At 55.9% G+C, this 20,290-nt stretch carries 10 protein-coding genes and 1 riboswitch; all 10 genes read left to right on the forward strand.

The features are described from left to right. Nucleotides 1-8 precede the first annotated feature (8 nt). The 10 genes from ABID47_RS19110 to ABID47_RS19155 all read left to right on the forward strand — a co-directional run bounded on the left by ABID47_RS19110 (nt 9) and on the right by ABID47_RS19155 (nt 20,255). Nucleotides 9-3,398: a tubulin-like doman-containing protein gene (locus tag ABID47_RS19110; RefSeq protein WP_354499115.1), complete on the forward strand. Its 3,390-nt coding sequence runs from the start codon at nt 9-11 to the stop codon at nt 3,396-3,398. Nucleotides 3,399-3,401: 3 nt separating this feature from the next. After that, nucleotides 3,402-5,888, forward strand: coding sequence for a transcription initiation factor TFIID (locus ABID47_RS19115; protein WP_354499117.1), 2,487 nt, complete (start codon nt 3,402-3,404; stop codon nt 5,886-5,888). A gap of 37 nt (nt 5,889-5,925) precedes the next feature. Continuing rightward, nucleotides 5,926-7,206 (forward strand): vWA domain-containing protein, encoded by a 1,281-nt coding sequence (locus ABID47_RS19120; protein ID WP_354499119.1) that lies wholly within the window; start codon nt 5,926-5,928, stop codon nt 7,204-7,206. Between the two features lie 19 nt (nt 7,207-7,225). Next, entirely contained in the window at nt 7,226-7,891 is a 666-nt protein-coding gene (locus tag ABID47_RS19125) for a beta-mannanase (RefSeq protein ID WP_354499121.1), read from the forward strand. 1,315 nt (nt 7,892-9,206) lie between these two features. Further along, on the forward strand, nt 9,207-10,466 hold the full coding sequence (locus tag ABID47_RS19130) for a hypothetical protein (RefSeq protein WP_076172999.1): 1,260 nt from the start codon (nt 9,207-9,209) through the stop codon (nt 10,464-10,466). After that, entirely contained in the window at nt 10,466-13,711 is a 3,246-nt protein-coding gene (locus ABID47_RS19135) for a GAP1-N2 domain-containing protein (protein WP_354499123.1), read from the forward strand. The genes ABID47_RS19130 and ABID47_RS19135 overlap by 1 nt, the downstream gene beginning before the upstream one ends. 242 nt (nt 13,712-13,953) lie before the next feature. After that, nucleotides 13,954-14,349, forward strand: a complete 396-nt coding sequence (locus ABID47_RS19140) for a hypothetical protein (RefSeq protein ID WP_354499125.1) — start codon at nt 13,954-13,956, stop codon at nt 14,347-14,349. A 193-nt stretch (nt 14,350-14,542) separates the two neighbouring features. Then, a riboswitch (purine riboswitch) is annotated at nt 14,543-14,642 on the forward strand. A 55-nt stretch (nt 14,643-14,697) separates the two neighbouring features. Continuing rightward, nucleotides 14,698-16,134, forward strand: a complete 1,437-nt coding sequence (locus ABID47_RS19145; protein ID WP_163880177.1) for an NAD(P)/FAD-dependent oxidoreductase — start codon at nt 14,698-14,700, stop codon at nt 16,132-16,134. Between the two features lie 206 nt (nt 16,135-16,340). After that, on the forward strand, nt 16,341-17,864 hold the full coding sequence (locus tag ABID47_RS19150; RefSeq protein WP_354499128.1) for a stalk domain-containing protein: 1,524 nt from the start codon (nt 16,341-16,343) through the stop codon (nt 17,862-17,864). A gap of 21 nt (nt 17,865-17,885) precedes the next feature. Next, a complete protein-coding gene (locus ABID47_RS19155) occupies nt 17,886-20,255 on the forward strand; it encodes a FecR domain-containing protein (RefSeq protein ID WP_354499130.1) in 2,370 nt (789 codons plus the stop codon). Nucleotides 20,256-20,290 lie beyond the last annotated feature (35 nt).

The following is a 20,290-nucleotide window of genomic DNA, read 5'->3' on the forward strand; positions in this document are numbered from 1 at the left end:
GGGAATCTATGAAACCGGTCGTTAGAGAACATATACAGCAGCTGGACGTGTCGCTGGGAGGCGGTATCGTCAGCGAAAAAATCCGGGTGGACACGATTGACAACCCGATACTGATCATCGGCCTCGGAGGCACCGGCATCGATGCGCTGCTGCGTCTGAAATACCAGATCAACCGGCGCTTTAAGCTGCCTGAAGATCCGCTCTCCAAGAAGAAAATGGACAAGCCGGACAACGTCGAGTTCCTGGCCTTTGAAACGAACGAGCAGGACCGGAACAAGCGCTACAAAGGCGTGGGCCTGGATCCGATCAACGAATTCGTGCTGCTGTCGAACGCCGAGATCGGCGGACTGCTGCAGAACCGCAGCATTTTGGAGCCGTACATTACGGACTGGCTGTCGCCCGAGCTCAGCATCACCGACGGCATGAACGGCGCGGCGGGCGTCCGCCAGGCGGGACGTTTGCTGCTCTTCACGAAGATCAACCAGGTCGTGCAGGCCATCGACAAGAAGATCAAGACGCTGTCCGTAGGCACCAACAAGAAGCTGATGGTGTTCCTGCTGACGGGCCTCTCCGGCGGTACCGGAAGCGGCTGCTTCCTGGACATCGCCTATATCGTCCGCGGCATTATCGAGCGCGATCATGGCTCCGCCGGGATCGACCGGGTCAACACGCTCGGTTATCTGTTCACGCCGGATATTAACCTGGCGAACAAGAGCCTTAGTGAACATACGCGTGAGTACATCAAGAAGAACGGTTATGCAGCCCTCAAAGAGCTCGACTACTGGATGAACGTGGATGCGCGCGGGGAGCGGTTCAAACAGCAGTACGGCAACATTTTGACCGTCAACTCGCCGCTCCCGCCATTTAACCTGTGTCATCTGATTTCGGCGACCAACACGGAAGGCAAGCTGCTGGAAAATGCTTACGATTACTGCATGAACGTCACCGCCGAGAACATTACGAACTTCATGGCGAGCGAGGAAAAGCAATCGGGCGAAGAATTCGCCATTCACGACTATATCAGCAACATCCGCACGAACATCGCCCAAATGAACAAGGCGTATCCGGCCAACTACGATTACAACATCATCGGCGCCTCGTCGGCCGTGCTTCCGATTGAGGAAATGACGACGTTCCTGGCGTACCGCCTGTTCGGCAAAATGGAGACGATGTTCGAAAAAGCGCCGAATCAGGAAGACGTGGAGAAGTTCGCCCGCAAGCTCGGCGTCGATCTCGACACGATGGTGAAGACGTTTGAATCGCGCGTGCCGGAGCCGCTGCCCGGCTATCAGAACAGCGAGCGCTTGAGCTACACGAACGTTGTTAAAAATCAGGTCATCAACATGGACACCGAGCTGGAGCAAAATTTCCTGGCACGGGCCCGTGAGGAATATATCAAGGCGAAGAAGCAGCTGCCGGGGGAAATCGTGGCGCAGTTCAGCGACCAGATCCGCCGCATGTTCCTGCACCCGCAGCAAGGGCCGTTCTACGTGTCCCGCCTGATCTACACGGAGAAGGGATTCAGCTTGCTCAAAATGCTGCTCTCCTATATTGAGACGCTGCGCGAGAACCTGACCCGCATTCCGCGGGACATCGAGGTGGCCCGGGAGCAGGCGGATGAGCGTCTGGGCGATGCAAAGAGCGCCTTCGTATCCAAAGAAAAGAAGAAAAACGTCTACATCGAGGCCAAGATCAACGAATACTGGCTGATGGCGGATGTAGAGCGTACCGAGCAGATGATCGAGTTCTACGAGGATCTGTACGATCTGCTGAACAAGGAAAACAACCGCATTTATAACGTATATACCGAAATTTTGAACGCGCTGAACTCCATTTTCGCCAAAAACGGAGACATTCTCCTGAATGGGGAAGAGCAGCAGGATCACAAGGGCAACAAAACCTACTACTGGAATCTGGTCAGCGTGCCCGACATCTCGAAGGTCATTAACCGCATGATGGAGCAGAAGGATGTTGACGATCTGATCCGCGACTTTGCGCAGGAGCTGTTGGACCATTCCAATCGCTGGATTCGCGAGCAGGAGATCGACGTGGTCAGCTCCATTTCGGAGTTTCTGACCGACAAGTTCGGCGACCTCATTACCCGCTCGATGGAAGACTTCCTGATCATGAAGTTCGGGCAGGAGGAGTCGATCGAGAAGTTTGTGGAGCGGAACATCGCCAGCAAGCTGGACGAAGAGGCCGTGCCGGTCTTCCACTTGAGCAACAGCGCAGGCAATCTGTACTTCCCGTCCTGGGGCTTTGTCTCCGTGCCGGTGCAGGCGCCGAGCATCCTCAAGGGGATCCGCAATTATCAGAACAATTCGGTGGGCAAATCGCATTTTACCGTCAAAGAGAGCGAAGTGAAGAACCGGATCTTCTGGCTGAACACGAAAAATGGCGTGCCGCTGTTTGTGTATACGCCGCTTAAGGTGTACGAAGAAAGCTACGAACGCACGATTCTGGACAAAGAAGGCATCGGCCGCCACCTGGTGCAGACCGATCGTGTGAACTGGACGTACCTGCCTTCGCCGATTCCGGAAAAATCGTGGGGCGAGACCTACGTAAACACGCGGGTGCAGAGCTACAATGCCCGTGTCCGCACTGAATTCGACCAAGCACTTCAGCTGAAGGTGGTTCAGCTGAAGGATGCCGACCAGAACACCAGCAACCGCTACGCGGTGGTGTTTACGAAGCCGTTTGACGTGGAGTCTGCGCTGCGCGCGTACGACATGCAGCTGAATGCCGCCAAGCCGAACCTTGGCGAAGTGAAGCGGGCGCTGACCGAGCTGAAGCGTTACTTGAGTGAGGGATTAGAGCGGGAAGGATCGAAGGATATCTTTGGCTCGATCAATGAGGAGCTGGCCAAGGAGAACCTGATCCGTTCGCCGGAGCTTATCACTCGGGTGCGGGCCGAATTGGCCAAATATACAGCCATTGCCGCCAAGGCTGCCGAGCTGGAAGACATCATCAGCCAGCACCAGGATGAGGAGAAATGGCTGGACCAGTTTATCGAGGCGATGTACACCGGCACGATATGCAAGAAGGGCGCCTTGTACGTCTACGACCGCGACCCGGAAGAAGAAGCGTGGCAGCCGTTCGCCAATCTGCTGAAAAGCGTCAATTACGTCGAATACGAAGTGTTCAAGCATTTCCGCGGGCTGGATGAGAAAAGCCGCAGTACCCTGCTGCGCAAATCGTCCCGCCGGGATGCCGAGCTGACCGCTTCGGAGGATATCACCCCGCTGCTCACCAAGCTGGAGGAGCTGTCGGCGACCTTCCTGGAAGCCCGTGACCGACTCGAATACGAGAAGGTGGAGCTGGCGGACGGGGAAGACCGCTATCAGTTCTACAGACAGATTTCTTCCAAGCTGAACGATATCCGCAGAAGGCTGAAGTAAGCGATGAACGGCATTTTAGAGCGGTTTGCATCCAGCTATGCCGCGGCCCAGGAGAGCCTGACGGGTAAGGGAGACGACCAGAGCAGCATCCATTACCCGGCGGTGCTTCTGTTTATCGGCGACAAGACGGCGGACGCCATCGGCCCGATCATGAAGATCCACCGGCAAAAGTGGGATAACAGCGCCGGAGTGACGTATTTTAATGTCGGCACGGCGTCGGGCAACGACCGGGGAGGTGCCGTTTCAGACGAAACCCACGGCACTTTGGCGTCCATGGCCTCCAGGGGAAGTCATGCGAATGAAAGGTTTGAAGCCAAAGGGTACGGGTTCGGCGAGGTGCGCTCCGAAGACGGGGGCTCCTTGCTGAGCCGGTTTCTGTTGGACGATTCCGCTGTGCCGGGTGATCCCAAAACGATACGCAAAGAGCTGCACCGGGCGTTCTACCGGAATGAAAAGCAGTTGTTCGAGCTCAATAAAGCGATCCGCCGGCTAGAGTCTCATATTGCGGGCTACGGCCGGATGTATTCCTCGTTCGACCGGATCCATCTCTCTGTCATTACGCGGGTCGACGACCCGCTTAATGTGTTCATACCGGAAATTTCGCTGCTGGCCCAGTCGATCTTTAGCCAGTCCTTCAAGTCGGTTCAGATGGACCTGTACGCGCTGATCAGCGAACGGGAGCAGCTGGAGTCGTTCGGATACGCCAGCTCGGCGGGGATGGCTTTTCTGCGGGAGCTCGACATGATGCAGCGCCCCGAGTACACGTTCTCCGCGCCGCTGCACGTAACGGAGGATGGACTGTCCATCCCGGTGACGCATCCGGCTTCGCCGCTCTTCGATCTGGTGTACGTGCTGTCGGACAAAAACGAGCGCGGCATCGCCGATCCTGGCGGCATGCAGGACAACTATGAGATCATCTGCCACCTCGGCCTGCTGAAGAACCGCAAGCAGAAGGAACATCAGGTCGACGGTCAGGCAGGAAGCTATAACAATACCTCCTTTAAAAACAACATCATGACCGAGTCCGGCCGTCAGGGCTATGTCTCTGCCGGTTTCTCCCGGGTCAAGCGGCCGAACCAGCCGATCGCGCTGACGGTGCTGTACCATTTCTACAGCCAGCTGCTGCTGCGGATGAAGACCGGAAGGGAGCTCGGCATCAAGGAACGCCTGGCGTTCTTCGGGCTGGATCCGGCGGCGGTTTCGTCGCGTGCGGACCATGTGGTGCCGGACGGCAGCCGGATCGAGGAAATGAACGGCATGATGACCCGGCCGGTCGGCTTCGCTTCGCTGAAAGGCATGTCCGTACGCGAAGCGGAGGAGGCGCTGTTTGGTGACGGATGCCGGCGGTATTTCCAAGCCAACTACGAGCAGGAGGCAAGCGAAGCGCTGGGCCGCCTGGACGGGGCGGAAGAGCTGGATTCCGTCATCCGGCAGCAGATGGCGGAACATCCGGAGATCAGCGTGTTCCACATTGCGGCATGGACTGGCGAGAAAGACGGGGCAGGCGGTGTGCTGGAGGCGCTGCGGGCCCGGATCCGCGATATGGCCGGCCAGCTGGAGGCTGACCGGGCCGAGCTCGACCGGTATTACGGCGAGCAGGTGGGGAACCTGCCTTTTCCAAAACGGCCGCTGATGGACAAGCATAATGTGCGGAGCTTTATCCGCTATTTTCTGGAGACCATCTATCAGCGCAAGCTGGAATTGCTGCTCCTGGAGACCGAGCTGAAGCTGTACCGCCGCTACGAAGCGGAGCTGGAGCGTCTGCACGGCCACTATAAACGGCAGGCGCAGCGGCTGGAACAGCTGGAGGGTGAGCTGCATGCCTCCGCGCAGCAGAGCATCCGGGCTGCCGACGATTATATCGGGCAGAACATTATGGAGTATTACGGACTCGTGACCAAAGACATCATGCGCGACCTGGAGGCGAAGAGGGGGCCGTTTATCTTTTTCGAGGACCGTTATGTCGGGAACCTGTCCGCATTGTCAGCTGCAGGGACCGACAGACTGCTGGAGAGGCTCATTGCTGTCGTGGAGCGTGATTTGCTGACGGCGGAGCCTTTTGATCAGACCTTTGAGGATGAATTGCTGCGCCGGGCCAACGTAACGATCGATTACAGCAACAAGCAGGTGCTGTCGAAGGAAGACCTGTTCAAGATGCTGTACCGAACCCTTGAGGAGCATGCGGTCATTAACGTGCGGCTGTTCGACTACACGCAGGAGCACCGCTATGAGGAAAAGTATTTCTTTGGCGATGCCAGCAGCGAATTCGTCCGGTATGCCCTAGGGGCAGACGAGACCTCGCGCATCTACAAGCTCGGGGTCGTGCATGAGAAGCGCAGCAGCGGCGTCGAGAAGCTGAACCTGATGGGCGGATTCCATCTGGAGGACTTGATGTATTACCGCAACGGCAAAGCCTATTATGAGACGTACGTCCAGAACGGCTACGAATTTCACGGTGTGGACCCCGGGCAGCTGCCGGAGCTGCGGTAAGGGCCCGGGCGCCACTTAAGAAAGGAAGCATGGTATCATGCAGCGTAAAATCAATCTGCTTCTGCTGCTCCTCAGCCTGATTGGCGGCGCGGCCGGCTACGTCATCGGAGAGGTCGTGCTGCACGTGTGGGGCAGCGATCTTCCGCGAATCGTGGCTATTGGATTATATTTGGGAATACTGGCTCTCTGCATCGGCACCGGGTGCCTGATCGCGGAGATAATGTCACCACGCCTGAATGGGCCGTCCTGGAGACAGCGGTATATGGGGACTTCCTGGAAACTGCTCGTGCCAGCCACACTGGTGCTGGTCTTCGTGCTGGGATTGGTTTTGGAGTTCGTCTATGAAATCAACCCCGGCCATGCGAAGCCGGTCAAGGACATTGCTCTGGTCATCGACAACTCCGGAAGCATGGGGGAGACGGACCCGGACAATGACCGCTACACGGCAGCCAAAAACCTGATCAACCGGATGGACAGTGACAACCGGGTGGCGGTGATGGTCTTTAACGACCAGACGACCCTGCTGCAGCCGTTTATGAAGGTCAAAAATAAGGATGCGAAAAATAAGGTCATCTCCGAAATTGACGGGCTTGAAGCAACCGACGGGGGAACGAACATCAGCCTGGCGCTGGCGGATACGATGAAGCATATCGAGGAAACGAATGACGCCAGCCGGAACACGATGGTTATCCTGCTGTCGGACGGCATCAGCGATGTCGACCTGAACAGCGCTCTCGCGGCGTACAAGCAGCGCCAAATCGCCGTTAACACGATCGGGCTCAGCCTGGTTCAGGCGGATGGGGCGCAGCTGCTGCAGGATATTGCCCGGGAGACGGGCGGGCAGTATTACGACGTGTCCAATGCGGGCGACCTGTCGCCGGTCTTCCAGCAAATCTATGAAGACGTAGGCGACCGGACGCTTCTGACCGAGCGGACCGGCCCAACGCAGGACAGCGTCTATTACCGGATGCTGCACATCGCTTTCATCGCCATCATCGGCGGGGCGATCGGCTTGTCCCTCGGCCTGATCTTCGACAACCGGTATTTGGCCCGCAGCTTTGGTATTGGCGGCGTGGTGTCCGGCCTGATCGCCGGAGCCGTGCTCGAATTCGGCCTGTCGGGCCACACCGTCGGCGACGAGATGGTCCGCCTAATGTCGTGCCTGATCCTGGCCGGCGTGCTCGCCTTGTTCACCGGCGTCATTCCGGTGAAGGAGAACGGCAAGCTGGCGGCCGGTCTTCAGCGCCCGGGCCAGGCCGGACGGACGCAGTCCGGCTTCGACCAGCGCCAGAAAGACAACACGAGCAGAGGATTCTAAGCAGGGAGGCGCATGACCTATGCGGTTTATCGATGCACAGCCGGGCGACCCGGTCATTCGCGGCTTGTCCCACCAGCTGGACGAGGACCGCTGTACCCTCCGTTGGCAGTGGCCGGAGGGGATTCAGGCCGTGTACATCGGCAGGGCTTTTGAGATTCTTGCGGGGGACGCGGGAGAGGGCGGAGCTTCGGCTCCGTCCGATTCGCCTTCCGACAAGCTGAGGCTGTATACCCGAAACGAATACAAAGCGAACAACGGTTATCACGACCGGATCGAGGGCGTCGGACGCGTCATCTACACCGTCTATGCTTCGGTAACGGAACAAGGCGATGCCGTCCTGTTCCGCCAGCCTGACGGGGCCAATCGTGCCGTCTTCAGCACAGGCAAAGCCCGCGTGACCGTCTCCATCCGCGAGAAGGGCGGATGGCTGCAGAAGTTCAAGACCGTGGAGATCCGGGTGACGACCGAGGTCCCGATCCCGAAGGAAGCGCTCTGCTATGTCAAGAAGCAGGGAAGCTACCCCGCCCACAAGGAAGACGGAACGGTGTATCCGTTCGTCATGGATTTCGCGGCGGGGAAAAACGTGCTGCCCGCCATCGAGGTGGGCAAAAACGACTACGTGCGCCTGTTTTTTACGGACGGGAAGAAGTACGGGCAGCTCTTCGAGTTGGTGCAGGGACGCTAGGGTCGCTCCATATATGCCCCTGCGGCATCTGTTGGGTCGCTCCATATATGCCCCTTCGGCTTCTGTTGAAATCGTGTTATTTTGATGAGATTGGAAGGGAATAACACGATTTCAAAGGAAGCACGTAAACTCTCCGGTCCATATATTCCGCTTGGCAGGGGGCGATTTGTGGGTGGACTCAGGATGCTCCATATCGACATGGCAGGGAGAGTTTGTTGGCGGACTCAGGGTGCTCTATGTTCGCTTGGCTGGGAGCATTGTGGGCAGATTCAGAGGAGAAGGCAGAAGCTGGATAGCTCGAAGATGGCTGTATGAGCAGCCACGGGACCCGGGGCAGGTCGTATCGGCTGCCTTTAGGCAGGAATGTGCGATAAAATATAGAGATTAAACATATGAACTATTAAACTAGTGAAATTAAGGGTTAGAGTGAACGGAATTGGATTCAAAGGCGAAATGCTAGCTTTGAGAGGCGAAATAATACAGGCTAAAAGTACGCAAGCTTGCGGAATCGACCTGTAAAGCTGCAGAATGGAGTTTGAGGGTTCGAGGTAGGATTAAAGGTTGGGCTTGCGGAACAAATAGATTAGAAGAACAAATAGCTTAGAAGAACGAGAAGATGACCAGAACGAATAGATTAGCAGGAAGTATACATTAAGGGAGCAGTGCTTTGGGTGAAGTGCTTTGAGAGAAGTGCTTAGAGAATAACAGCATAGAGGGAAAGAACTTAGAGCTTAAGAGTGAGCTTAAAGATTAGGGCTTGGAACTTAATGATCAGAGATAAGAATTTGCAACCTGGACCATCATAGCGTTAAGGGCAGGGTAGCCTGAACGGCTGAATGCCAAAGTAACAGAACTCCATAGGGCTAAAGCAGAGTGATGCCCAGAGATAAAAATGCTTCCGGAGATGACCCAGCGGAGAGGACGGAATCATTCTGGAGAAGCGGCAGCGGTCGCCTTTGCCTCGGAATTTCAACCTTTAATAGGGTTAATCAAATCAGGAAATTTGGAGGCAACAGCGATCGGAAGAATGATCCGGCATCGGAGCGGGCTTTGGCTTCTCTGCCACGGCTCGAGGAAGATATTCTCGATGTTTTGCTTCCGCAAAACGATAGATATCAGCGCCTCTTCGAGTCAGCTCACGAAAGGTCATCAGCGCCTCTTCGAGTCAGCTCACGAAAAGTCATCAACGGCTCTTTGAGCCAGCTTACGATAAGGCATCAGCGGCTCTTACGAGCCAGCTCACAATGAGATTACTAGCGGCTCTTCGAGCCAGCTATTGAACATAGAAGTACGGGAAAGGGGGAACGAGAGCATCATGGGCATTTTTGACAGGTTCAAGAGGAAGCCGGAGCCGGAGCCCCGGCCATTGTTTTACGATATCGTATGTCCGTACTGCTTCAGCAAATTTTCGCCGGAGGAGGTCGTGTTCCGCGCTGCCCACCATCGGGAAGACGATGAGGATTACGCGCTCCGGGAGGATGAGGAGCTGAACCGCTACCGGGAACGCTTCGGCCTGGATTCGGTGTACGACATGGAGGCGATTCTCTATCCGCGGGACATTCCCGAGGAGCATCAGATCTACTCCGATCACGTACTGATCGGGCTGAACGACCGCTACGGGGTGGTCACGCGCAGACGGCTGTGCCCGAAGTGCCATAACGAACTTCCGGTAACGGCGGGCAAAGTGCCGAGCAATATCATCTCGATCATCGGCGCCTCGCAGGTCGGCAAGTCGGTGTATATGACCTCGCTGATCCATACGCTTCAACATATGACGGCGGACCATTTCAACGCGGCCTGCATGCCGCTGAATGCGGAGATCAGCCGCAAGTTCCGCACGATGTACGAGGAACCGCTGTTTGAACGCGGAGACCTGCTCGCTTCCACGCAGAAGGAGAAGATGCAGGAGCCGTTTATTTTCCAATTCGTGTTCAAGGACGAGACCAAGCCGCCCCTCACGCTGGTGTTCTTCGATGTGGCCGGCGAGGGCATGGTCGACGAGGATTATCTCGGCCTGCACGGGCAGCACATCAAAAACTCCGCGGGCATCCTGTTCATGATCGATCCGCTGCAGATCCGCTCGATCCGCGAGAAGATCCGCCTGAATTTAGGTGACCAGCCGGGCGAATGGGTGTCGCAGTACGACGAGCCGCGGGACGTGGTGCTGACTCTGTTCGGCGACTTTATCGCCTACGAGGACAAGGGCAAAACCGACATACCGACAGCGGTGGTGCTGACCAAGAGCGACATGCTCCACTCGTTGAAGGACGAGGACGGCGAGTACGTGAAGCCGAACAGCAACATTTTTAACAACATGGTGCACCGCAAATATTTGAATCTGACTGAGTTCGAAAATATCGACGGAGAAATCCGCCGCTTCATCGAAAAGGTCGACCGGCCGTTTAAGGGGACGATGGACGTGTACTTTTCCAATACGGCTTATTTCGCGGTGTCTGCGCTGGGCAGCAATCCGGTGGGGCAGAAGCTGCAGAGCGTGGTCAGCCCGATCCGGGTGGATGAGCCCTTTATCTGGCTGCTGTACAAGCTGAAATACATCGAGGGGAGAGAAGACTAGTGCCTGATTTCACTCCCAAAAAGGTTCAGCAGCAAATGTATACCCGCGAACGGCGCGGGATTTTCCGCTCTACCGAAGGGTTTGATACGATCGCCAGATCGCTGGGGCTGGAGCATGGCTTTATTAAAAAGGTGCTGCATCCGTTCTGCCAATACGACGCCCCAGCGGAGCTGACCGCTCGGAGCGAGAAGGAAGCAGCCGCTTATCCGGACGCCCTGCATCTGTTTCGGACCGAGACCGGAGAAACGGTTTTGGGGCGCAGCGTGTACCAGCCGGCGGATTTTACAGGGCTGCGAAGCGCCTTTTTTACCCATAACTATGTACTCCCACCGGGCTGGATGGAGCAGACGGGCACAGATTACCGCAGGCTCCTGAACGCCCAGTTTACCGATCATTATGACATTGAGCTGGGCCCGGACCTCCCCGAACTGGGGGATTTGCCAGTGGCGAAAGACGGGCAGAATTTGGCGGCGACCGAGGTCATGGCGCTCCTGGAGGAGCTGCATATTGACGAGAAGGTGTTTAAACAGCTGCTGTTTGCAGCCATGTCGTCGGTATCGGGTAAAAAGAAGGTATACATCGTCCTGGACGTTCCGGTGGAGCAGTTGTCCATCAAGGCGCGCGAACTGCTGCATGTGCTTTATGGCAGCCTGCCTTACGCGCTGCGTAGCGAGCTCGGTTTTCTGACGTATGCCAAAGAGCCGCAGAGCAAAAAGGGCATCCACCTGAACTTCGTGGAAAAAGGAGGCCTGCGCCTCGGTGACCGCAGCGTAGAGAAGGATTATTTGTTTGAGCTGGCTGCGGGCCGTGTCATCAATGTGGACTTGGACTGGTCCAAGCAGCCGTACCTGGATTTTGCCTGGGCGAATCTGCGGAATCCGGAACGGTTGGAGGATTTTTATGCTTTTGCCGACCAAATGATGGAGGGCATGGAGCCGATCCGACGGATTTCGGTTGCGGGCTACCATGAGCTTTGCGTGCTGTACCAGATCGATCAGGGGCGGGAAGAGCTGTATACGGCGCAACCTGGCACGGTGCTGCGCTGCATCCTTGATTATCTGTCCACACCTGGGGCAATTTATGCCAAAGCCCGGCTGAATCAGCTGTTCTTGACGCGTTTTGACAAAGAGCTGGATCGGGTGAAGCTGGGCGAAGTGCCAGGTACGGACATCATCGAAAGCATCAAGGACTACTATGCCGTCGACGGCAAAAATTTTGGCCTGCGCATCGTGGAGTATTTCATCCGTACGATCAACAATGCGCTGTCGCAGCAGCGTGAGGATATTGCGCAAGCCGCGTACGGCATGCTGGAGAGTACACCGGCCTTGAGCCGTACCTTCTTCGCCCGTGTGCTGAGCAGCCCGGGGCTGCCCGCCCTGCTGTTCGAGCCGTACATAGAAAACAGGCTGAAACAGGCAGCGACAGCCAGCGATCTGGTCGAGCTCGCCGGCGCCTGGGTGCAGAATCACCCGATCGTGCTGGAGAACGCGGTGTTCACTAAGCTTGCGGAAACGCAGCTGATGGACAAGCTGGGCCGGGAGTCCGATCCGGTCCGCGCCGTGAATGCGGTGATGGACCAGTTGGACGATCTCGAGCGGGATCCGGGCCGCGGACTGGGCCAAATCGAAGGCGGGTCGCGGTTTGTCGACCGGCTGGTGTATGCGGCCAATCTCTTTTTGCTGAAGGATCTGGATTTGGAACGTCTTTCGAGAGAGCAACTGTTGGATATTGGATTTCTGCGGGAGGCGAAGGAATTAAGATCGTGGGTATCCCGATTCGATGCCCGCATCCGCTCCAAAGCGAACGTCATGCTGGCGCTCTATCAATGGTTCGGTACCGACCATCCGAAAAGGGAGGACGTGCTGGACGGATTGTCCTTTGCCGAGCGGGATCAGGTGCAGTATATCGGCCGTGGCTGGCTGCAGCGGGAAGTGAAGCCGGAGGTGTTCGAGTGGATTACTCTAGCCTTCTGTCAGGACGTGGAGACCGGCGCGGTGGATTACGGATCCCTGCTGGATTTCGTGTATAAACACGGAGACAGCCCGGAGACGGTGTATGAGTACATCCAGTGGTCTGCGGACCAGCCGTTGTTTGTGCGTCCGCGCGGCCTGGTGCCCGCGTATGCCGCGGCGATCGTGTCGTTTATGAAAAGAAATGACCCGGGCGCGTTCCGGAACAAAGACAAGGTGAAAAGATACTTTGACTCCGCTCCGCCGGCGCTTCAGCCGGCCTACGCCCGGGCACGGTCAGAACTTGCGCCATCGTGGATGAAGTTTTTTAGAAACAACCGCAAGCCGATCATGCTCAGCTCAGTGCTGCTGGTCATCGTGATTGCGGCAGGTGTTACGATGCTGACGCTGCAGGCGAACGGTGCCTTTGACCGGAAGGCGGACCCGGTAGACGTTACGAAATCGCCGGTCGCTTCCCAGCCTCCGGCGACGGAGACGGCAACGGAAATTCCGCTGCTTACGGCGGAGCAGGTCAAGGATGGGGAGCAAGGGGAACTAACTGAGCTTACTTTCCACTTCAAGCAGCCGGAAGCCTGCCGGAACTTCAAAGCCGGCGAAGTGACCGTCCTGGACAAGGACGGTAACATCCTGTTTGAGGCGATTGATCCGCAGACGGTCAGCCAGTGCGCGGCAGATTCGGCCGGGGGAACGGATTCCACGTCCGGAGATACGGCAGGCGGCAAGGCAACCGACGGGCAGACCTCCGATTCGGCAGGAACGTCAGGCACGGATGCGACGGAAGGCGGCGAGACCGGCGAAACGCCTGGCGGGACCGATACGGATACCACGAAGGACGGACAGGCGGATACCGGCGGGGCTTCCAGCGGGAAGACGAACGCTGCGGATGGAACGGCGGGAACGGACTCGAACGGTGGGGGAGCGGACGCGGGTCAGTCGTCCGACAAGGCTGCCGATCCATCGGATGATGCATCGACTGGCACTGCCGGCGGTAAAGACGGTACAGCTTCAGGCAGCGGAGACACCAGTAACGGTGACACCGGGGGAGTAACGGACAGTGCAGGAACAGCGGAAACTACAGGTACGACCGGTTCCGGTAATACGTTGACGGACGAATACACCAGCACTGTAACCGTGAAGCTGGGCAAAAAGCTGGACATTAGCCAGATTGAAAAAGTCAACGCGGCCGGCGGATCGTTTGTCTTGACCGTAAATCCTGGGCAAGGAAACACGGATCAGGAAACGGGCGATACGACCGATCAGATTTCTCAGAAATAAAGAGCCGACATACGGATTAACCAGTGCCGAGAATATAAGGAGTTTTACAGCCAAGCCCTTTGCCACAGCGGTGGCGGAGGGCTCTTTTTTGCCATTGTTCATGGTGATGATCTCTTCTTGCCTGGAATCGGTAAATATCACGAAAAGCGTAAAGTCCCTTCATAAGTTCGCAACATCCGTTCGTTATGCTGTAAGGGAAGCCGGGAAGGCAGACCATGAGAACAGAAGGGAATGAAATATAGATGAACATTGCAGGAGCCGCTAAGCTCAGCCTGCCCTTGATTGTTGGCTTGGGAGCGCTCGCGATGATCAGGCCGATCATGAAAATGACCGGTTTGATGGACCTCATCGGGCAGCAGTTTGGCAGTATTTTGATGACCGTATTGATATCCTTGGCTTGGCTGATCATCGTGATCATGAAAAAGGTCACCGATCCAGTTCGCACGCTGGTGTTGGCGGGGGTGGCCTACGCATTGTTCGCCATTATCGTGAGCGGCGTGATGTCACCGATCCTTACCGGGCATCTTCAGGGCCCGCTGACTAATCCGTTCGCTTTCGTCAGTGTGTTCGTCACAAATGCGATCTGGGGACTGATCGTTGGGGCCATCGCCCAAGGGATAAGAAAAGGGAGAAGATAGGCCGTAATCCAGACTCCTTTCGGAAACTGGTTTTGATGCGGTATGTCACCATTGGTTCGTTAATGTTCGGTTTTTGTTGAATATTATAAATAATAGTTTAATATTATTTCCTTAAATTCGTTGAATTACGAACTATATTTTATATTGAAGTTGACACATTCGTGTTTATCCATTACACTAACTCCTGTAAACGATAAATAACAGATACATTGTTCGTATAACCTCAATGATATGGTTTGAGGGTTTCTACTAGGGGCCGTAAATCCCTGGCTACGAATAGGCTGCTTCGCATACCTATTCTATGCCGGGGATTTTTTTGTTGACCTAACCCATTTCAGGAGGAACATGATGAGTAAATATGATGTCATTGTCGTTGGAGCCGGTCCGGCCGGTATTTTTGCCTGTTATGAATTTGCATTGAAGGCGCCTCACCTGAAGGTGCTCCTGGTGGATAAAGGGCATGATATTTACCGCCGCAGCTGTCCGATTCTGGAGGACAAAATCAAGTTATGTCCGCCTGCCGGCGGCCGTAAGGAGTTTGCGGGCTGCGTACCCGCCTGCTCGATCACAGCGGGCTTTGGCGGGGCCGGAGCTTACAGCGACGGAAAATTTAACATTACAACCGAATTTGGCGGCTGGATGACGGACTATCTGCCACCATCCAAAGTGCTCGAGCTGATCCGTTACGTTGACGAGCTGAACCTGCAGCATGGCGCGACGACGAATATTACCGATCCGACGACGGATGTCATCCGGGGTATCGAGCAGCGCGGTTATGCGGCGGGTCTGAAGCTGCTGCGGGCACAGGTACGGCATCTCGGCACGGAGCAGAACCTGGAAATTTTAAAATCGATCTACGAGTTTCTGAACACGCGCATCGACATGATGTTCAAGGCCGAGGTGGAGGACATCCTCACCGTCAAGGAAGACGGCGTCCACACGGTGCAGGGCATCGTCCTGAAGAACGGGGACAGTTACGAGGCGGACCGCGTCATCATCGCCCCCGGCCGGGACGGATCAGCCTGGCTGACAAGCATCCTGAAGAAGCGCCGGCTCAAAATGTACAACAACCAGGTCGACGTCGGCGTTCGCGTCGAAACCTCCGATGTGGTGATGTCGGAAATCAATCAGCATCTGTACGAGGGGAAATTCGTCTTTAACACCTCCGTAGGCACTCGGGTCCGCACGTTCTGCAGCAACCCTTCCGGCCATGTCGTGGTCGAAAATCACAGCGGAGCCATGGCGGCCAACGGCCATTCTTTCAAGGATCCGGCGCTGGGCTCGTCCAACACGAACTTTGCGCTGCTCGTCTCACATAAATTTACGGAACCGTTTGATAAGCCGAACGAGTATGCGCGTGAAATATGCAAACGGGCCAACGATTTGTCCAATGGCGGGATCATCGTCCAGAAGTACGGCGATATTTTGCGCGGACGGCGCTCGACCGAAGGGCGGATCCGGGAAGGATTTCTGGAGCCTACCCTGAAGGAGGCTGTACCGGGGGACCTGGGTCTCGTTCTGCCCTACAACACGATGAAAAGCCTGATCGAAATGGTCGAGGCGCTGAACCATGTCACGCCGGGCATCGCTTCGGAGCATACGCTTTTCTATGGTGTCGAGGCCAAGTTTTACTCCGCCCGTCCCAAGCTGTCGGAGACGCTGGAGACGGAAATCCGCGGGTTGTACTGCGGCGGCGACGGAGCGGGGATCACGCGCGGTCTGGCCCAAGCCGGGGCGGCCGGCGTTTGGATTGCCCGCGGGGTCGTGGAGTCGCTGTCCCGGTAAACAATAGCATATAGAAATTGGTGAGATTCCTGCCTGAATGTAAGGCGGGAATCTTTTTTTCACTCCAAAGGAAGATACCCTGCCTGTCCGGGCCCTAAAATAGAAAAATTTTACTAGTCGGATGTCTTTAATCAGGATAAGATCGATGCAGAACAATTCAGCGTTGAGGCTTGCATCCATTCATAAATACGTAGGAGGAATGAAATTTGCAGGGGTACGGTAAAAGGTGGGTTACCGCCGCGTTGACGCTGTGCATGGCACTTGGTGTGCCTTCACTGGCTTTGGGCGCAGGGGTCAGAGAGGACTCGGCATGGCTCAGCGTCAGCACTTGGCAGCCGGATGCTACCGCCAGCACGAAGGGGGATTTGCTTACCGCGGGGTGGGTTGGAAACGGCAGGGCGCTGGCCGCAAAGGACGGCAGCGTGCTGGTGTCCGACACGGTGAACCAGGTGATATGGAAGGTCAGCGGCACGCAGCGGACCGTTTTTGCGGGAATGCGGTTTGCGGGTTATGACAAGAGCAGCGAGCCGCTGGGCGGATTGCTGGACGGGGCTGCGAATACCGCGCTGTTTAACCAGCCGATGGGCATGGATACGGATGCCGCCGGCAATTTGTACGTCGCCGACTCGGGGAACCATGCGATTCGCAAAATCACCCCTACAGGGCAGGTCAGCACGCTGGCAGGAAACGGAGTGCAGGGGTTCAAGGATGGCACCGGTTCGGCAGCCGCGTTGAATACGCCAGAGGATGTGGCGGTGGCGAAGGACGGATCCGTGTACGTTGCCGACACGCTGAATCATGTGATTCGGAAAATCGCCGCAGACGGTACGGTCAGCACGCTAACCGGCTCTTCCGACCGTGTAGTAGAGGTCTATTCGGGAGTGGCGGCATTCGCTGGCGATTACAAGGACGGGGCGCTGAAGGATGCGCGGTTTAACGAGCCGTCGGGGCTGGCGCTGGACGATGAGGGGAACCTCTACGTCAGTGACTCCGGCAACCAGGTCATTGGCTATATTAACCTGAAATCCGGCATGGTCACGACGGTGGCCGGGGCGGTAACGGGCGATGGCCAAGGGGCGGCACCAGGGAAACTCTACCGGGACGGGGGATACCAAGATGGCGCGGCAGCTTCGGCTAAATTTAATCATCCCGTTGATGTGGCTTGGTCCTCCTCTCAGCATGAGCTGGTCATTGCCGATTCGCTCAATCAGGTCGTGCGAACGTTGAAAGACGGCCAGGTCCATACGCTCGTGGGCTCTTTGCAGGGAGAAGAAGGGAAAGCAGACGGTGTCGAGAGCACCTCCTTACTTTCTTATCCGCAGGGCGTTGCTGTAAGCCAGGATGGGAGTGTCGGCTGGATTGCCGGAAACGGCTTGCGCCAGTGGAGCTTGTATCGGCAGCCGGATCATAAACCGATGAAACCGGCTGGTACCGTTTACGTGGCCTACAACGCCAAATGGCTGCAGATCGATACGCGGGTGACCAAGGACGGCCAGACGCTCATCCCGCTGCGATCCATCGCTTCCGAGCTTGGACTGAAGCTGGTATCGGCTACGGCCAAGTCTGCCGTGGCTCAATCGGGAGACCGCATGATTCAGCTGGAGGCCGGCGGCACTGCCCAATCCATCGACGGGAAGCTGTATGTGCCGATTCGGACGCTGACGGACCTGCTGGACAAGGACGTGAAATGGTTGGCTTCGGAGAAAACCGTGGTTATCCGTGATAAATAAAGGAAAGGAGTTGAAAACAACGTGAGACGAGGAAAACTATCTTGGAAAATGGTCAGCTCGACGCTGATTCTGCTTCTTGCAAGCTCGGCGGCTTGGACGACGCAGGCTTCCGCCGACAGCACACGCAGCATGACCATCAGCCGCATTGACGGACCGGCTTATATCCAGCAGAGCGGGGGCGCGCTGCGCATTCAGGCGTATCCGGGAATGCTTTTGCATGAGGGCGACACCCTTGTTACCGAATCCGGCGGTGCGGTGCTGTCCATTCAGGACGAAGGGGACGAAATCACGCTGGCTCCGAACAGCGAAATTCGGATCAAGGTGCTGGCGGGTGGAGCAGTACAGTCGACGACCAAGCTGGAGCTGATGTCAGGCCAGGCGTATACGAGCGTCCATGATCTGCGTGAGTCACGGGACGTGTTCGAGATGGATGTCCCCGGGCAGAAGCTGGAGGTCAAAGGAACGCAGTTTTTTGTCATTATCAATCCATTGACAGGTACCCCTGATGTTGTCGCGGGAGCAGGTGTGGTCAAGGTTTCGGGTACGAACCCTCAAAGCTTTGCCGGGAAGGCCGAGTCACCCGTCACTTTATATCCAGCACAGCAAATCAGCTTAACGCCCGGCGTGGATCCTTCCCTTCAAACGCCGACCAGCGTCGATATCTCGGATCTTGTTCATCAGGCTTCACCGGACATCATTAAAGCCATCATCCAAAACAAGGCGCAGATTGACCGGGAGAACCAGGAGCTGATTGAGCAGCAGAAGAAGCAATTGGAACAAGGTCAGTCCAAACCTTCCGGTTCTTCGGCATCAAACGGGTCAAACGACCTCTTTTTGGTGAGCCAACTGGAAGACCTTCAAAAAATCCAGCAAAATTTGAATGTCTTGGTCGGCAATGTAGCCAAGGAGGCGAGTAGTCAGGGCAAGATTGAAAAAAGTAAATTGGATCCGTTGATAGAACAGGTGAACCGCGGGATTGACGACCCGAACGGAAAAATTGACCTTGGAAATGTGCGTCCGTTTGATCCGACCGTAGGATTGGACCCGCAACAGGAGGCTAAACGCAAAGAGCAGGAGAAGGCTCAGCAGGAGCTGCAAAAAAAGATCCAGCAGCAAATTCAGCAACAGCAGCAGCAGATACAGGAAGTATTGCAGCAGCAACAGATGCAGGATATATTGCTGCAACAGCAGATGCAGCAGCAATTACAGGCTATGATCGACAATATCCTGAAAACGATCGCCGAATTGCAGCAGGCCAACCAAAAGGCAGCAGAGCAAAGAGCTACGCAGGCCGTGATCCAGTATCAGCAGCAGCTTAGCACTGAAGAGATGAAGCGTTTTGAAGAAGAAGTGCGACGGCGCAATCAGGAGCGGATTCAAATGGGAGGCCAGCAGCCTGCCGCTCCTACACAGCCGACTGCCCCTACGCAGCCAAATTTGCCTGGTGGGTCGATGACACCTCCGGTGAAACCGCCAGTGGATCCTCCGGTCGATCCGAAGCCTGTCGAAATTAAAGCTGTTTTCAGCCCGGATTTTCCGGAACAAGTGCCGCTCCATTCTTCACACAAGTTCACGTTTGGATTTAGCAGCGGTCAATCGAATCAAGATACGAAAGTAAAGGTACGAGTGACGTACAGCTCTAAAACGGGCATCAACTTGTCCGAGACGGATTACACCTATTGGTATGGGGAAGATGCTATCAAAGAGGGCCAGCTCAGCACTGATGGCATTGTCCTAACAAAGGAAGCCGGACCAGACGGGGAAGAAGGGGAAGCCTATACCCTGGGCGAACTGAACGGCACGCCGATTACTTTTGAAACCAGGTTACCGGAGGTCGGCGACTATCAGGTAAAGGTTGAGCTGCTGAAGGATGAAGAGGCTGCCGGCGATCCGCTCGTGACTGTGATCAAAGAGGTCCATGTTTTTGATGGTCTATCAACGGAGGTTAACCCGATAGAGGGCACCGACCTGGATAGAACGCTGAAAGTAAAGGCCGGGGGAATTACGCCCGAGACCGTTTTGGGTCTAGAGATCGACCTTAGAAGAGGAAGTGGCGAAGCCTCCAAGGCAGCACCCGGTGCAAAATTCATACTGGTGCATAATGGTAAGGAAGTTGCTGTAGAGGAAACGAATAGCGACGGAATTGCTGATGTTTTGCTTCCGCCGCAATTGGCTGCGATAAATTTAGGACTTGTGAATGAAAATGGCCCGACGCCGGATGGAGCGGAATTCACCTTACGGATGGTTGCCCCGGTGGATGAAGGGAATATACCGTTACCTGGAGAATACACTGCAGAACTGCAGTGGGTAAGACAAACAGGTGACATTGAACATTTAATCCCACTTGGGCAGGCTTTCAAGGTTCACTACACCGTTCCTCCAACTCTCTGATCATTTCAAACAGAGACCATAAACCCAACCAACCC

The sequence above is a fragment of the Paenibacillus favisporus genome, assembly GCF_040545415.1.
GTDB classification, from domain to species: Bacteria; Bacillota; Bacilli; order Paenibacillales; family Paenibacillaceae; genus Paenibacillus_AQ; species Paenibacillus_AQ favisporus.

Bases quoted from the DNA above. Each gene is read 5' to 3' on its own strand.
- ABID47_RS19110 (WP_354499115.1), top strand. From the start codon at position 9: ATGAAACCGGTCGTTAGAGAACATATACAGCAGCTGGACGTGTCGCTG.
- ABID47_RS19115 (WP_354499117.1), top strand. From the start codon at position 3,402: ATGAACGGCATTTTAGAGCGGTTTGCATCCAGCTATGCCGCGGCCCAG.
- ABID47_RS19120 (WP_354499119.1), top strand. From the start codon at position 5,926: ATGCAGCGTAAAATCAATCTGCTTCTGCTGCTCCTCAGCCTGATTGGC.
- ABID47_RS19125 (WP_354499121.1), top strand. From the start codon at position 7,226: ATGCGGTTTATCGATGCACAGCCGGGCGACCCGGTCATTCGCGGCTTG.
- ABID47_RS19130 (WP_076172999.1), top strand. From the start codon at position 9,207: ATGGGCATTTTTGACAGGTTCAAGAGGAAGCCGGAGCCGGAGCCCCGG.
- ABID47_RS19140 (WP_354499125.1), top strand. From the start codon at position 13,954: ATGAACATTGCAGGAGCCGCTAAGCTCAGCCTGCCCTTGATTGTTGGC.
- ABID47_RS19145 (WP_163880177.1), top strand. From the start codon at position 14,698: ATGAGTAAATATGATGTCATTGTCGTTGGAGCCGGTCCGGCCGGTATT.